Origin of the sequence: Pseudomonas sp. Nvir, assembly GCF_963778085.1 — a bacterium.
Lineage (GTDB): Bacteria > Pseudomonadota > Gammaproteobacteria > Pseudomonadales > Pseudomonadaceae > Aquipseudomonas > Aquipseudomonas juntendi.
In genome coordinates this window covers 956,856-970,343 of the sequence record NZ_OY970405.1, presented here as the reverse complement: position 1 = coordinate 970,343, position 13,488 = coordinate 956,856, and the positions used below count along the sequence as shown (strand labels likewise).

The window sequence follows — 13,488 nt, the reverse complement described above, 5'->3', positions numbered from 1 at the left end:
TATACGCGGGTTCGAGGGGATTGCCTAACCTGCACGCAACGCTTAGTCGGCTTCGTCAATCCAGGCGGCCTGGATTGCCTCAAGCACTTTCTCACCGCCGCGTGACGGATCGTCGCTGAACTCTGGCAATGCCAGCACCCAACGGTGCAGGTCGACGAAATTCACATATTTAGGATCGACTTCCGGCTTGCTTTCTGCAAGCTGGATGGCGATTTCAAGTACATCAACCCATTTCAGACTCATGTACAGGCCCTCAGTGCGGTGCTTCGGCAGCGTGGTTCAGCGAATACTTGGGGATCTCGATGGTCAGGTCCTGGTCGGCGACCACCACCTGGCAACCCAGGCGCGACTGCGCCTCCAGGCCCCAGGCCTTGTCCAGCATGTCCTCTTCCAGCTCGTCGGCTTCTTCGAGCGAATCGAAACCTTTGCGAACAATACAGTGGCAGGTGGTGCAAGCCTTTACCCCGCCACAGGCGCTTTCCATCTCGATGTGATGGTCGTGGGCCAGTTCCAGGATGTTGGTCCCGGCTGGCACATCCACGGTCAGGCCTTCAGGGCAGAACTTCTCATGCGGCAGGAAGGTTACCAGCGGCATCGATTACTCCTCGATCTCATTCAGGTTGCGCCCGGCCAGTGCGGCTTTGACCGTCGAATCAAGGCGACGGGCGGCAAATGCGTCGGTCACCTGCGACAGACGCTTGGTCTGTTGCTCGATGGCTGCGCCATCGGTGCCCGCCAGCAAATCACGTAGTTCTTGCATCTGGAATTCGATGGCGTCGCGCTCGTCACTGCTGAGCAAGCGTTCGCCGTCGGCGTCCAGGGCGCCCTGTACCGCTTCGAGCAGGCGCTCGGCGTCCACCTGGTGCTCGCGCAACTGGCGGGCATGCTTGTCGGAACCGGCGTGTTCGAACGAGTCCTTCAGCATGCGGGCGATTTCGCCGTCGGTCAGGCCGTAGGACGGCTTGACCTGGATGCTGGCTTCCACGCCCGAACCCAGCTCGCGCGCGGCAACGCTGAGCAGGCCGTCGGCATCCACCTGGAAGGTGACGCGGATTTTTGCCGAGCCGGCGACCATGGCCGGAATGCCACGCAGCTCGAAACGCGCCAGCGAGCGGCAGTCGCTGATCAGCTCACGCTCGCCTTGCAGCACGTGGATCATCATGGCCGTCTGGCCGTCTTTGTAAGTGGTGAACTCCTGGGCACGCGCCACCGGAATGGTGGTGTTGCGCGGGATCACCTTCTCCATCAGCCCGCCCATGGTTTCGAGGCCAAGCGACAGCGGAATGACATCGAGCAGCAGCAGTTCGCCACCTTCGCGGCGGTTGCCGGCCAGGGTATCGGCCTGAATCGCGGCGCCGATGGCCACCACCTGGTCCGGGTCGATCGAGGTCAGCGGCGTACGGCCAAACAGCGCACCCACCGCATCGCGCACACGCGGCACGCGGGTCGAGCCACCAACCATGACCACGGCGCTGACTTCGTCCATTTCAACGCCGCTGTCGCGCACCGCGCGGCGGCAAGCCTTGAGGCTGCGGGCGATCATCGGCTCGATCATGGCGTCGAAGGCAACACGGCTCAGCTCACCTTGCCAGGCACCATGGCTGACAGTGACCACATCGGCGTCAGTCAGGGCCTCTTTGGCAGCGCAGGCAGTCTGCAGCAGTGCGCGCTGGGTGGCCGGGTCCAGGTCGGAGGAAAGACCGGCCTGCTCGATGATCCAGCCGGCGATGGCATGGTCGAAATCGTCGCCGCCCAGGGCGGTATCGCCGCCGGTGGCCAGCACTTCGAACACACCGGCCGTCAGGCGCAGGATGGAAATGTCAAAGGTACCGCCGCCCAGGTCATAGATGGCCACCACGCCTTCGGCGTTCTGGTCCAGGCCGTAGGCCACGGCAGCGGCGGTCGGCTCATTGAGCAGGCGCAGCACGTTCAGGCCTGCCAGGCGTGCAGCGTCTTTGGTCGCCTGGCGCTGAGCGTCGTCGAAATAGGCTGGCACGGTGATCACCGCGCCTACCAGCTCGCCACCCAGGGTCGCTTCGGCCCGCTCACGCAGCACCTTGAGGATGTCGGCGGACACTTCCACCGGGCTTTTCGGGCCCTGCACGGTATCGATGAACGGCATGTGCGACTCACCGCCAACAAAGCGGTAAGGCAGTTGCTCGCCCAACTGCTTGACGTCGGCAACGCCGCGCCCCATCAGGCGCTTGACCGACAGCACGGTGTTCAGCGGGTCGCTGGAAGCGGCCTCACGCGCGGCCTGCCCCACCTCGATACGCCCGTCGAGGTAGCGTACCGCGGACGGCAGAATGACGTTACCCTGCACATCGGGCAGGGGCTCGCTGCGGCCGCTGCGCAAGGCGGCGACCATGGAGTTGGTGGTACCCAGGTCAATGCCCACCGCCAGGCGACGCTGGTGCGGTTGAGGGGTTTGACCGGGTTCGGCAATCTGCAGTAGGGCCATGCTTATCTGAGTACCTTAGGTGCCATCACGGGCGACACCGGGTTAATCGTCGAGGCGCTCTTCCAGTTGGCGCACTTCTTGGGCGAGCTTGTCGAGGAACTGCATGCGGCGCATCAGGCGCTCAGCCTTGTCGCGCTCGGCGGGAACGTCCCAGCAGGCAGCGAAATCCTCGTTCAGCGAGTCCTGGGCGGCCTTCAAGCGCTTCTTGAATGCCGCTACGCCGTCCAGGTCGGCTTCGTCCTGCAGCTCTTCCAGCTCTTCGCGCCACTGCATCTGCTGCAACAAAAAGTCCGGGTCGTGGACCGTGACTTCCTGGGGCACTTCGTGACCGCTGATGGCCAGCAGATAGCGGGCACGACGCGGCGCACTGCGCAGCGTCTGGTAGGCGTCGTTGAGGGCTGCGGACTTTTCCAGCGCGACCCGCTGCTCTCGCTCGGAGGCGTCGGCAAAACGGTCGGGATGGACTTCGCGGGCCAGCTCGCGGTAGCGAGTGGCCAGCTTGTCGAGATCCAGGCGGAAGCTTGGCTGGAGGTCAAACAATGCGTAGTGACAAGGAGTACCCACAGCCGGCCTCAAACGTTGAAGCTTTCGCCGCAGCCACACTCACCGCGCACGTTGGGGTTGTTGAACTTGAAGCCCTCGTTCAACCCTTCCTTGACGAAGTCCAGCTCGGTACCGTCGAGGTACACCAGGCTCTTGGGATCGATGATCACCTTGACGCCGTGGTTTTCGAACACCTGGTCTTCGTCGGCCAGTTCGTCAACGAACTCCAGCACGTAGGCCAGGCCCGAGCAACCGGTGGTGCGCACGCCCAGGCGAATGCCCTCACCTTTGCCGCGCCCATCGAGGGAGCGGCGAATGTGGTTGGCGGCGGCTTCTGTCATGCTGATAGCCATCAGTACTCCTTACCTCGCAACAGGCGGCTTAGATCAAGCCTTTCTTCTGCTTGTAATCGCGCACAGCTGCCTTGATGGCATCTTCGGCGAGTACCGAGCAGTGGATCTTGACCGGCGGCAACGCCAGTTCTTCTGCCAGCTGGGTGTTCTTGATGGTTTCGGCTTCGTCCAGGGTCTTGCCCTTCATCCACTCGGTAGCGAGGGAGCTGGAAGCGATGGCCGAACCGCAACCGTAGGTCTTGAACTTGGCGTCTTCGATCACGCCCTGCTCGTTGACCTTGATTTGCAGACGCATCACGTCGCCACACGCAGGGGCGCCGACCATGCCGGTACCGACATCCGGGTCTTCGGCATTCATCTTGCCGACGTTGCGTGGGTTTTCGTAGTGGTCGATGACCTTTTCACTGTATGCCATGGTGCAATTCCTTCCTCATCAGGGAGCCGCTCTTGCCGGCGACTGCTTAGTGGGCGGCCCACTCGATCTTGGAGATGTCAACGCCGTCTTTGTACATATCCCACAGCGGCGACAGTTCACGCAGTTTGTTGACGGCCTCACAGACTTTCTGCGCGGCGTAGTCGACTTCTTCTTCGGTGGTGAAGCGGCCGAAGGAGAAGCGGATCGAGCTGTGCGCCAGCTCGTCGTTGCGGCCCAGAGCGCGCAGTACGTACGACGGCTCGAGCGACGCGGAGGTGCACGCCGAACCGGACGATACGGCGATGTCCTTCAGCGACATCAGCAGCGATTCGCCTTCGACGTAGTTGAAGCTCAGGTTCAGGTTGTGCGGTACGCGGGCAGTCTGGCTACCGTTGACGTACAGCTCTTCAAGGCTGGAGACCTGCTTGAAGAAGCGGTCGCTCAGGGCCTTGATGCGTACGTTTTCGGCGGCCATTTCCTGCTTGGCGATGGCGAATGCTTCGCCCATGCCGACGATCTGGTGAGTCGGCAGAGTGCCCGAACGCATGCCGCGCTCATGACCACCACCGTGGATGATGGCTTCCAGACGCACACGCGGCTTGCGGCTGACGTACAGCGCGCCGATGCCTTTCGGGCCGTAGGCTTTGTGCGCCGAGAACGACATCAGGTCGACCTTCAGCTTCTGCACGTCGATTTCCACCTTGCCGGCCGACTGGGCGGCATCGACATGGAACAGCACGCCACGCGCACGGGTCAGCTCACCGATGGCGGCGATGTCGTTGATCGAGCCGACTTCGTTGTTCACGTGCATCAGCGACACCAGGATAGTGTCGTCACGCAGCACGGCCTCGACCATGGCCGGGGTGACGATACCGTCTTCGCCTGGCTCCAGGTAGGTGACTTCGAAACCTTCACGCTCCAGCTGGCGAGCGGTATCCAGTACCGCCTTGTGCTCGATCTTGGAGGTGATGATGTGCTTGCCCTTGGTCTGATAGAAGTGCGCCACGCCTTTGAGGGCGAGGTTGTCGGACTCGGTGGCACCGCTGGTCCAGACGATCTCGCGCGGGTCGGCGTTGATCAGCTCGGCAACCTGGCGACGGCCGTTCTCGACCGCTTCTTCGGCCTTCCAGCCGAACACGTGGGAGCGCGAAGCCGGGTTACCGAAGTTTCCGTCAACCAGCAGGCATTCGGCCATTTTCTGGGCGACGCGTGGGTCAACCGGCGTGGTCGCGGAGTAATCGAGGTAGATCGGCAACTTCATTTGTCTCTCCTATCAGGCGGTGGCGTCGCTCGTCGTGGCTAAGGGTCAATCGACGGCAGACGTCTCAATCTTGTCCAGCTGGGCGGTTCGGCCTGCGACACGACGCAAGTCCTGGCGCTGGGCGACTTCCTGCACCTCACGGCGCATGACAAGGTCGGCCAGGCTGATGCCGCTGAGGAATTCATGGATCTGCTGGCTGAGGTCGCACCACAGGTGGTGGGTCAGGCAGGTATCACCGGCATGGCAGTCCCCGAGGCCCTGGCAACGGGTGGCATCGACCGATTCGTTGACCGCGTCGATGACCTGTGCCACCTGGATGGTTTCCATACCGCGCGACAGCTGATAGCCGCCACCTGGGCCGCGCACACTGGAAACCAGGCTGCTACGGCGCAGCTTGGCGAACAGCTGCTCCAGATAAGAGAGGGAAATGCCCTGGCGCTCGGAAATATCGGCCAAAGACACCGGCCCATGCTGCGCGTGCAACGCCAGGTCGAGCATGGCAGTCACGGCGTATCGGCCTTTGGTAGTCAGTCGCATGGCTATTGGGTACCACGGGAGTTTCGGGATGTGTGCAAGTATGCGATTCCCGAGCATTTAAGTCAACTATTAGACCTACTGCTTTAGTCGGGTTTGCATCTGGGAGGCGGCGCGATTGTAGCAGACGAGGGGCGTGAGCACACGCCCCGTATGTCTACCTCGGTGCGCCGCGGCGCAATCAATGCGGCTGAGTGTCGCGCCTGACGGCCTGGGCCGCTTCGGTGAAGTCATCTTCAGGCAGGGCCGGCAGCTCTTTGGCGCAGTAGTCACTGCCCATTTTCGTCAACGCGCCGCACATACCCTCCAGCCGCTCGTCGACGGCCTGCAGGTGGTCGAGCATCTGGCCAATGGCGCGCGCCACCGGGTCAGGCATGTCGCCACTCACACCGTAGGCGTCGAAGCCGATCTTCTCGGCCATCGCCTTGCGCTTGGCCTCCACTTCGCTGTCTTCGCGCTTGACGATGATGCGCCCGGGGATACCCACTGCCGTGGCACCGGCCGGGACCGCCTTGGTCACCACCGCATTGGAGCCGATCTTGGCCCCCGCACCCACGGTGAACGGGCCCAGCACCTTGGCCCCCGCCCCTACCACCACGCCGTTTTCCAGGGTGGGGTGGCGCTTGCCCTTGTTCCAGCTGGTGCCGCCCAGCGTAACGCCCTGGTACAGGGTGACGTCATCGCCGATTTCGGCGGTTTCGCCGATGACGATGCCCATGCCGTGGTCGATGAAGAAACGCCGGCCGATGGTGGCACCCGGGTGAATCTCGATACCGGTGAGCCAGCGGCCAAAGTTCGAGACCAGGCGCGCCAGCCACTTGAAGTCGCGCCGCCACAAGGCATTACCCAGGCGATGCAGCCAGATGGCATGCATGCCCGGGTAGCAGGTGAGCACCTCGAAGGCATTGCGCGCAGCCGGGTCACGGTGGAATACGCTTTGAATATCTTCACGCAGGCGTTCAAACATCTTTCAGTCCTTCCGTTTATGCGGCTCGCCCCGGACCACTTTCTGGGTCTCGGTCAGGATGCCGCGCAAAATGCTCATTTCCGAACGCTCGACCGCCACCCGCCCGTACAGCCGGCGCAAGCGCGGCATCAGGTGCTTGGGCTTGGCAGGGTCGAGGAAGCCGATGCCCACCAGGGTTTTCTCCAGGTGGTCGTAGAACAGCTCCATTTCGTCCATGGTCGCCAGCTCGCTGGCATCCACCTTCTCGACCTGGGCCGGTGCCACACCGGCGGCCAACCAGGCCATGCGCACCTCATAGGCGAGCACTTGCACGGCGGCAGCCAGGTTCAGCGAGCTGAAGTCGGGGTTGGAGGGAATGTGCACGTGGAAGTGACATCGCTGCAGTTCTTCGTTGGTCAGGCCGGCGTGTTCGCGCCCGAACACCAGGGCGATTTCTTCGCCACCGTTGGCATGCACCACCGCCTTTTCGCCACATTCACGCGGGCCGATCAACGGCCAGGGAATGCTGCGCTCGCGGGCGCTGGTGCCCATCACCAGGTTACAGCCGACCAGGGCCTGTTCGAGGCTGTCGACCACCTGGGCATTGCCCAGCACGTCGTCGGCACCAGAGGCGCGGGCACTGGCATCCACGGCGGGGAACTCTTTCGGCTGCACCAGCACCAGGCGCGACAAGCCCATGTTTTTCATGGCACGCGCAGCGCCGCCGATGTTGCCGGGGTGGCTGGTATTGACCAGAACAACACGAATATTTTGCAGCAAGGTGTTGTGCTCACAGATGCAGGAATCAGGGGCTTGGATCTTACAGAACCGACAGACGTAACGCCACGAAAGCAAATGTGCCCCTTCTGCCGCCACAGTTTTCTGCTAGAATGATCGGCTTTCTTCTTTAACATCTCCAGGTGACCCGCCCATGCAGCCTATGCTGAATATCGCCCTGCGCGCCGCTCGCAGCGCCAGTGAACTGATTTTCCGCTCCATCGAACGCCTGGATAGCATCAAGGTCGATGAGAAAGAGGCCAAGGACTACGTTTCCGAAGTCGATCGCGCCGCCGAGCAGACCATCGTCAACGCCCTGCGCAAGGCCTACCCGAACCACTCCATCCAGGGTGAAGAAACCGGCCTGCACGCCGGCACCGGTGAAGAGGGCAAGGATTACCTGTGGATCATCGACCCGCTGGACGGCACCACCAACTTCCTGCGTGGCATCCCGCACTTCGCTGTCAGCATTGCCTGCAAATACCGTGGCCGCCTTGAGCACGCCGTGATCGTCGACCCGGTTCGCCAGGAAGAATTCACCGCCAGCCGTGGCCGTGGCGCCCAACTCAATGGCCGCCGCCTGCGTGTCAGCTCGCGCACCAGCCTGGAAGGCGCCCTGCTGGGTACCGGCTTCCCGTTCCGCGACAGCCAGATGGCCGACCTCGACAACTACCTGGGCATGTTCCGCGCCTTGACCGGCCAGACTGCCGGCATCCGCCGCGCCGGCGCTGCCAGCCTAGACCTGGCCTACGTTGCTGCCGGCCGCTTCGACGCCTTCTGGGAATCGGGGCTGTCCGAGTGGGACATGGCCGCCGGCGTGCTGCTGATTCAGGAAGCCGGTGGCCTGGTGAGCGACTTCAACGGTGGCCACGACTTCCTCGACAAAGGCCACATCGTTGCGGGCAACATCAAGTGCTTCAAGGCCGTGCTGACCGCTATCCAGCCACACCTGCCAGAAAGCCTGAAGCGCTAAGCGCGGATTGCTGGCAAACAAAAAGCACCCCTCGGGGTGCTTTTTTGTGCCTGCCGAAGCCGTCCACAATCCGCTTTTTGTGGGAGCGGCCTTGTGTCGCGAAAGGGCTGCAAGGCAGCCCCGACGATCTCTGATGGGTCATAGACCCTGGGGCCGCTGCGCGCCCCTTTCGCGACACAAGGCCGCTCCCCCAAAAAAGAGCGGACCGCATTCAAACTTACTGCCCGGCCTCGCTCAGGACCAACTTGCCATTCTTGTCCAGCGGAATGGTCGACCCAGGCTCACGGTCCATTTTCACCTTACCGACCTGGTCACCGATGGAATAGGTCACGTTGTACCCCACCACCTTCTCACTGATGTCATTGACCGTATTGCAGCGGGTTTGCGTGGTGGTGTAGGTGTCACGCTGCTGCATGCCTTCCTGCACCTTGTTACCGGCATAACCACCACCGACCGCACCGGCAACGGTGGCGATCTTCTTGCCTGTGCCGCCACCGATCTGGTTGCCGAGCAAGCCGCCCGCCAGGGCGCCTACCACGGTACCGGCGATCTGGTGCTGGTCCTTGACCGGCGCCTGGCGCGTTACGGCAACGTCCTTGCACACTTCACGCGGGGTTTTCACCTTTTGCTTGATCGGCTGCACGTCGGTGACCTGGGCATATTCAGGCCCCTTGTTGACCAAGCTGTAGGTCGCGACAGCACCTCCGGCAGTCACACCGACAGCACCCAGTACCGCACCCACCAGCATTGATTTATTCACGTCAACCTCCTGATCGTACCAGCGGGTCGCAACCCGCGCTTCTCCCAGCCTTGGAGCAAAAAAAAAGGCGCGAGTTCAATACTCGCGCCTTTTGCACCGCCAAGCGGTTTTGGGCTAGCCGCTACGGACGATCGTCCACGCCTTCGGCCTTGGTCGGCGGGATCAGGTCTTCACTGTTCAGGTTCAGCCAGATCAACACCACGTTGGCGATGTAGATCGACGAGTAGGTACCTGCCATCACCCCGATGAACAAGGCCAGCGAGAAGCCGAACAGGTTGTCACCGCCAAAGAACAACAGCGCCGCGATGGCCAGCAAGGTCGAAACCGAGGTGGCGATGGTACGCAGCAAGGTCTGGGTGGTGGACACGTTGATGTTCTCGATCAACGAAGCCTTGCGCATGACGCGGAAGTTTTCCCGCACCCGGTCGAACACGACGATGGTGTCGTTCAGCGAGTAGCCAATGATCGCCAGCACTGCCGCCAACACCGTCAGGTCGAAGGTGATCTGGAAGAACGACAGGATACCCAGTGTGACCACCACGTCGTGAATCAGCGAGATGATCGCCCCCACCGCGAACTTCCACTGGAAGCGGAAGGCCAGGTAGATGAGGATGCCGCCCAGCGCCAGCAGCATGCCCATGCCACCCTGGTCGCGCAGCTCTTCACCCACCTGAGGGCCAACGAACTCGACGCGCTTGAGCGTGGCCGGGTTGTCGCCGCCCGCCTTCTGCAGTGCGGCAGCTACCTTGTTGCCCAGTTGCGGGTCGTCACCCGGCATACGCACCAACAGGTCGGTGGTAGCACCAAAGCTTTGCACCACGGCCTCGTGGAAACCGGAGTCGACCAGCTCGGCGCGTACCGCCTTGAGGTCCGCCGGGCGCTCGTAGGTCAGCTCGATCAGCGTACCACCGGTGAAGTCCAGGCCGAAGTTCAGGCCTTTCTGCCACCAGCTGAACAGCGCCAGCACGGTGAGGAGCACGGTAATGGCGAACGCGACATTGCGCACGCCCATGAAGTTGATGGTTTTCATCGCAGCTCCCTCAAACCCACAGCTTCTTGATGTCACGCCCGCCACAGGTCAGGTTGACCATTGCGCGGGTCACCATGACGGCGGTGAACATCGAGGTGAAAATCCCGAGGGACATGGTGACCGCAAAGCCCTTGACCGGGCCGGTACCCATGGCGAACAGGATGCCGCCGACCAGCAGGCTGGTCAGGTTGGCGTCGATGATCGCGGTATAGGCGCGGTTGAAACCTTCGTGGATGGCGCGCTGCACCGACATGCCGGCCTTCAGCTCTTCGCGTATGCGCGAGAAGATCAGCACGTTGGCGTCTACCGCCATACCCATGGTCAACACGATACCGGCAATGCCTGGCAGGGTCAGGGTGGCCCCCAGCAGCGACATCAGTGCCAGCAGCAGCACCATGTTGCCCGCCAGGGCGATGGTGGCGATCACGCCAAAACCACGGTAGATGGCGATGATGAACAGCGAGACGAACAGCATGCCCCACAGCGATGCATCGATACCTTTGGTGATGTTGTCGGCACCCAGGCTTGGGCCAATGGTACGTTCTTCTGCGAAGTACATCGGTGCAGCCAGACCACCGGCACGCAGCAACAGCGCCAGCTCGGACGATTCGCCCTGGCCGTTCAGGCCGGTGATGCGGAACTGGCTACCCAGCGGCGACTGGATGGTGGCCAGGCTGATGATTTTCTTCTCTTCGACGAAGCTTTGCACGGCCACGTCTTTCTCGACGCCGTCGACGGTTTGCTTGACGTAGCGGGTAACCGGCTTCTGCTCGATGAAGATCACCGCCATGCTGCGGCCAACGTTGCTGCGGGTAGCGCGGCTCATCAGCTCGCCACCGTGGCCATCCAGGCGAATGTTCACCTGTGGGCGGCCGTGTTCATCGAAACTTGCCTGGGCGTCGGTAACCTGGTCACCGGTAATGATCAGCCCGCGCTCGACCGCAGCGGACCGGCCGCCTTCGCGGAACTCGAACACCTCGGTAGTGGCCTTGGACGCACCCGGTTCGGCACCGAAACGGAACTCGAGGTTGGCGGTTTTACCCAGGATACGTTTGGCTTCGGCAGTGTCCTGCACACCTGGCAACTCGACCACGATGCGGTTGGCGCCCTGACGCTGTACCAGCGGCTCGGCCACGCCCAGCTCGTTGACGCGGTTGCGCACGGTGGTGAGGTTCTGCTTGATCGAGTATTCGCGGATTTCGGCGACCTTCGCCTGGGTCAGCGCCAGGCGCAGCACCGCAAGGTCGTTGCGCTCGGTGGTGGTCAGGTCGAAATCATTGAAATTCTTGCGGATCAGGGCACGCGCCTGTTCGCGGGTTGCATCGTCAGCAAAGCCCAGCATGATGCCACCATCCTGCTGAGGCAGGCTGCGGTAGCGCACACGCTCTTTACGCAGCAAGGTCTTGACCTCGCCTTCGTAGACTTTCATGCGGGCGCTCATGGCCTTGTCCATGTCCACTTCCAGCAGGAAGTGCACACCACCGGACAGGTCCAGGCCCAGCTTCATTGGGCTTGCACCCAGGTTGCGCAGCCATTGCGGAGTCGTCTGGGCCAGGTTCAGGGCCACGACGTAATCATCGCCCAGCGCCTTGCGCACCACATCCTTGGCCGGCAGCTGGTCTTCCTGGTTGGTCAGGCGGATCAGCCCGCTGCCCTTCTCGCCCAGGCTGGTGCCCTTGACTGCGATCTTGGCATCGACCAACGCCTTGCTGACGCGGTCGAGGTCGGCCTGGTTCACCTGCAGCGCCGAGCTGGCACCACTGATCTGCACCGCCGGGTCGTCCGGGTAAAGGTTGGGTGCGGAATAAATGAAACCGACCACCAGTACCAGCACGATCAGTGCATATTTCCACAGAGGGTATTTGTTCAGCATCACGCCGCCCGTTCAAGACGCGGGGCGCGTTGCGCGCCCCGACTGGAAAATAAAACCGGTAACTCAGATAGCCTTAAGCGTACCTTTTGGCAGGGTCGCAGCAATGGCGCCCTTCTGGAACTTCAGTTCGACAGTGTCGGACACTTCCAGTACCACGAAGTCATCGGAAACCTTGACGATCTTGCCGGCGATACCGCCGTTGGTGACAACTTCGTCACCTTTTTGCAAGTTGCTCAGCAGGTTCTTCTGCTCTTTGGCACGCTTGGCCTGTGGGCGCCAGATCATGAGGTAGAAGATGACCAGGAAACCGACCAGGAAAATCCACTCGAAGCCGGTACCGGCTGGGCCGGCGGCAGGTGCTGCAGCGTCCGCGTATGCGGCGGGGATCAAGAAGCTCATTGGGCACTCCTAATGTAATTTTCTAATAATGGATGCAGACAGTCAGTCCAAGGGCGGAACCGGAAGCCCGCGCTTGGCGTAGAAGGCGTCGACAAAGGCGGCCAATTTACCCTGATGAATGGCCTCGCGTAAACCGGCCATCAAGCGCTGGTAATGGCGCAAGTTGTGGATGGTATTCAGCATGCTGCTCAGCATTTCGCCGCACTTGTCCAAATGGTGCAGATAGGCGCGCGAGAAGTTGGTGCAGGTGTAGCAGTCACAGGTCGGATCCAGCGGCGATTCATCGTGGCGATGGAACGCATTGCGGATCTTGATCACCCCTGTATCGACAAACAGATGCCCGTTGCGCGCGTTGCGCGTTGGCATCACGCAGTCGAACATGTCGACGCCGCGGCGCACACCCTCAACGAGATCTTCCGGTTTGCCTACCCCCATAAGGTAACGAGGTTTGTCAGCCGGCATCTGGTCAGGCAGGTAATCCAGCACCTTGATCATTTCGTGCTTGGGCTCGCCAACCGACAGGCCACCAATGGCCAGGCCATCGAAGCCGATGTTTTCCAGGCCTTCGAGCGAGCGCATGCGCAGGTCCTGGTACATGCCACCCTGGACAATGCCGAACAGCGCGGCGGTGTTGTCGGCGTGGGCGTTCTTCGAGCGCTGGGCCCAGCGCAGCGACAGCTCCATGGAGGTGCGCGCGACATCGTGCTCGGCCGGGTACGGGGTGCACTCGTCGAAGATCATCACCACGTCCGACCCCAGGTCACGCTGGACCTGCATCGACTCTTCTGGGCCCATGAACACCTTGGAGCCATCGACCGGCGAGGCGAAGGTCACACCCTCTTCCTTGATCTTGCGCATGGCGCCCAGGCTGAACACCTGGAAACCACCGGAGTCGGTGAGGATCGGGCCCTTCCACTGCATGAAATCGTGCAGGCCGTTGTGCTTCTTGATCACCTCGGTGCCGGGGCGCAGCCACAGGTGGAAGGTATTGCCGAGGATCATCTCGGCGCCAATGGCCTCGATATCGCGTGGCAGCATGCCCTTGACCGTGCCATAGGTGCCCACCGGCATGAACGCCGGGGTTTCCACGGTGCCACGAGGGAAAGTGATGCGACCGCGACGGGCCTTGCCGTCGGTGGCCAGCAGTTCGAAGGACATTCGAC

16 protein-coding genes are annotated in these 13,488 nt (G+C 62.0%); 1 reads left to right on the top strand and 15 read right to left on the bottom strand.

The features are described from left to right. Positions 1-42: 42 nt before the first annotated feature. From iscX to trmJ, 10 genes are all read right to left on the bottom strand, one after another. Positions 43-243: a Fe-S cluster assembly protein IscX gene (iscX, locus tag AACG97_RS04775; protein WP_009682037.1), complete on the bottom strand. Its 201-nt coding sequence runs from the start codon at positions 241-243 to the stop codon at positions 43-45. 10 nt (positions 244-253) lie between these two features. After that, the gene (fdx, locus tag AACG97_RS04770; RefSeq protein WP_023533300.1) at positions 254-595 is read right to left on the bottom strand and encodes an ISC system 2Fe-2S type ferredoxin; all 342 of its coding nucleotides are present in this window, start codon (positions 593-595) and stop codon (positions 254-256) included. Positions 596-598: 3 nt separating this feature from the next. Then, positions 599-2,461, bottom strand: a complete 1,863-nt coding sequence (gene hscA, locus AACG97_RS04765; protein WP_009682040.1) for a Fe-S protein assembly chaperone HscA — start codon at positions 2,459-2,461, stop codon at positions 599-601. A 42-nt stretch (positions 2,462-2,503) separates the two neighbouring features. Continuing rightward, entirely contained in the window at positions 2,504-3,025 is a 522-nt protein-coding gene (gene hscB, locus AACG97_RS04760) for a co-chaperone HscB (RefSeq protein ID WP_054911407.1), read from the bottom strand. A gap of 8 nt (positions 3,026-3,033) precedes the next feature. Next, positions 3,034-3,357 carry an iron-sulfur cluster assembly protein IscA gene (gene iscA, locus AACG97_RS04755; RefSeq protein ID WP_003248536.1) on the bottom strand — a complete coding sequence of 108 codons (324 nt, stop codon included), beginning with the start codon at positions 3,355-3,357 and terminating at the stop codon, positions 3,034-3,036. Between the two features lie 28 nt (positions 3,358-3,385). After that, positions 3,386-3,772 (bottom strand): Fe-S cluster assembly scaffold IscU, encoded by a 387-nt coding sequence (iscU, locus tag AACG97_RS04750; RefSeq protein WP_003248539.1) that lies wholly within the window; start codon positions 3,770-3,772, stop codon positions 3,386-3,388. Positions 3,773-3,818: 46 nt separating this feature from the next. Then, entirely contained in the window at positions 3,819-5,033 is a 1,215-nt protein-coding gene (locus AACG97_RS04745) for an IscS subfamily cysteine desulfurase (RefSeq protein ID WP_009682042.1), read from the bottom strand. Between the two features lie 45 nt (positions 5,034-5,078). Continuing rightward, the gene (gene iscR, locus AACG97_RS04740; RefSeq protein ID WP_008092572.1) at positions 5,079-5,570 is read right to left on the bottom strand and encodes a Fe-S cluster assembly transcriptional regulator IscR; all 492 of its coding nucleotides are present in this window, start codon (positions 5,568-5,570) and stop codon (positions 5,079-5,081) included. 178 nt (positions 5,571-5,748) lie between these two features. Then, the gene (gene cysE, locus AACG97_RS04735) at positions 5,749-6,534 is read right to left on the bottom strand and encodes a serine O-acetyltransferase (protein ID WP_009682043.1); all 786 of its coding nucleotides are present in this window, start codon (positions 6,532-6,534) and stop codon (positions 5,749-5,751) included. A gap of 3 nt (positions 6,535-6,537) precedes the next feature. Further along, positions 6,538-7,293, bottom strand: a complete 756-nt coding sequence (gene trmJ / locus AACG97_RS04730) for a tRNA (cytosine(32)/uridine(32)-2'-O)-methyltransferase TrmJ (protein WP_054881954.1) — start codon at positions 7,291-7,293, stop codon at positions 6,538-6,540. Between the two features lie 151 nt (positions 7,294-7,444). Here trmJ and suhB point away from each other — a divergent pair, with 151 nt between their 5' ends. After that, entirely contained in the window at positions 7,445-8,263 is an 819-nt protein-coding gene (suhB, locus tag AACG97_RS04725; RefSeq protein WP_009682045.1) for a type III secretion system regulator SuhB, read from the top strand. A gap of 217 nt (positions 8,264-8,480) precedes the next feature. On the opposite strand, the gene AACG97_RS04720 is transcribed toward suhB, so the two are convergent. The 5 genes from AACG97_RS04720 to tgt form a co-directional block, all read right to left on the bottom strand. Further along, positions 8,481-9,023: a glycine zipper 2TM domain-containing protein gene (locus AACG97_RS04720; RefSeq protein WP_054890337.1), complete on the bottom strand. Its 543-nt coding sequence runs from the start codon at positions 9,021-9,023 to the stop codon at positions 8,481-8,483. 121 nt (positions 9,024-9,144) lie between these two features. Continuing rightward, the gene (secF, locus tag AACG97_RS04715) at positions 9,145-10,053 is read right to left on the bottom strand and encodes a protein translocase subunit SecF (protein WP_009682047.1); all 909 of its coding nucleotides are present in this window, start codon (positions 10,051-10,053) and stop codon (positions 9,145-9,147) included. A gap of 10 nt (positions 10,054-10,063) precedes the next feature. Continuing rightward, complete coding sequence (gene secD, locus AACG97_RS04710) at positions 10,064-11,926, bottom strand: protein translocase subunit SecD (RefSeq protein ID WP_054890336.1); 1,863 nt, start codon at positions 11,924-11,926, stop codon at positions 10,064-10,066. 63 nt (positions 11,927-11,989) lie between these two features. Then, positions 11,990-12,325: a preprotein translocase subunit YajC gene (gene yajC, locus AACG97_RS04705; protein ID WP_008092587.1), complete on the bottom strand. Its 336-nt coding sequence runs from the start codon at positions 12,323-12,325 to the stop codon at positions 11,990-11,992. A gap of 42 nt (positions 12,326-12,367) precedes the next feature. After that, a complete protein-coding gene (gene tgt, locus AACG97_RS04700) occupies positions 12,368-13,483 on the bottom strand; it encodes a tRNA guanosine(34) transglycosylase Tgt (protein ID WP_009682049.1) in 1,116 nt (371 codons plus the stop codon). Between the last annotated feature and the right edge of the window lie 5 nt (positions 13,484-13,488).

What these genes read in the sequence shown, in the direction of transcription:
- AACG97_RS04745 (WP_009682042.1), bottom strand. Translation starts at nt 5,033, where the DNA reads ATGAAGTTGCCGATCTACCTCGATTACTCCGCGACCACGCCGGTTGAC.
- secD (WP_054890336.1), bottom strand. Translation starts at nt 11,926, where the DNA reads ATGCTGAACAAATACCCTCTGTGGAAATATGCACTGATCGTGCTGGTA.
- iscA (WP_003248536.1), bottom strand. Translation starts at nt 3,357, where the DNA reads ATGGCTATCAGCATGACAGAAGCCGCCGCCAACCACATTCGCCGCTCC.
- iscX (WP_009682037.1), bottom strand. Translation starts at nt 243, where the DNA reads ATGAGTCTGAAATGGGTTGATGTACTTGAAATCGCCATCCAGCTTGCA.
- suhB (WP_009682045.1), top strand. Translation starts at nt 7,445, where the DNA reads ATGCAGCCTATGCTGAATATCGCCCTGCGCGCCGCTCGCAGCGCCAGT.
- iscU (WP_003248539.1), bottom strand. Translation starts at nt 3,772, where the DNA reads ATGGCATACAGTGAAAAGGTCATCGACCACTACGAAAACCCACGCAAC.
- iscR (WP_008092572.1), bottom strand. Translation starts at nt 5,570, where the DNA reads ATGCGACTGACTACCAAAGGCCGATACGCCGTGACTGCCATGCTCGAC.
- tgt (WP_009682049.1), bottom strand. Translation starts at nt 13,483, where the DNA reads ATGTCCTTCGAACTGCTGGCCACCGACGGCAAGGCCCGTCGCGGTCGC.
- cysE (WP_009682043.1), bottom strand. Translation starts at nt 6,534, where the DNA reads ATGTTTGAACGCCTGCGTGAAGATATTCAAAGCGTATTCCACCGTGAC.
- yajC (WP_008092587.1), bottom strand. Translation starts at nt 12,325, where the DNA reads ATGAGCTTCTTGATCCCCGCCGCATACGCGGACGCTGCAGCACCTGCC.
- hscA (WP_009682040.1), bottom strand. Translation starts at nt 2,461, where the DNA reads ATGGCCCTACTGCAGATTGCCGAACCCGGTCAAACCCCTCAACCGCAC.
- fdx (WP_023533300.1), bottom strand. Translation starts at nt 595, where the DNA reads ATGCCGCTGGTAACCTTCCTGCCGCATGAGAAGTTCTGCCCTGAAGGC.
- secF (WP_009682047.1), bottom strand. Translation starts at nt 10,053, where the DNA reads ATGAAAACCATCAACTTCATGGGCGTGCGCAATGTCGCGTTCGCCATT.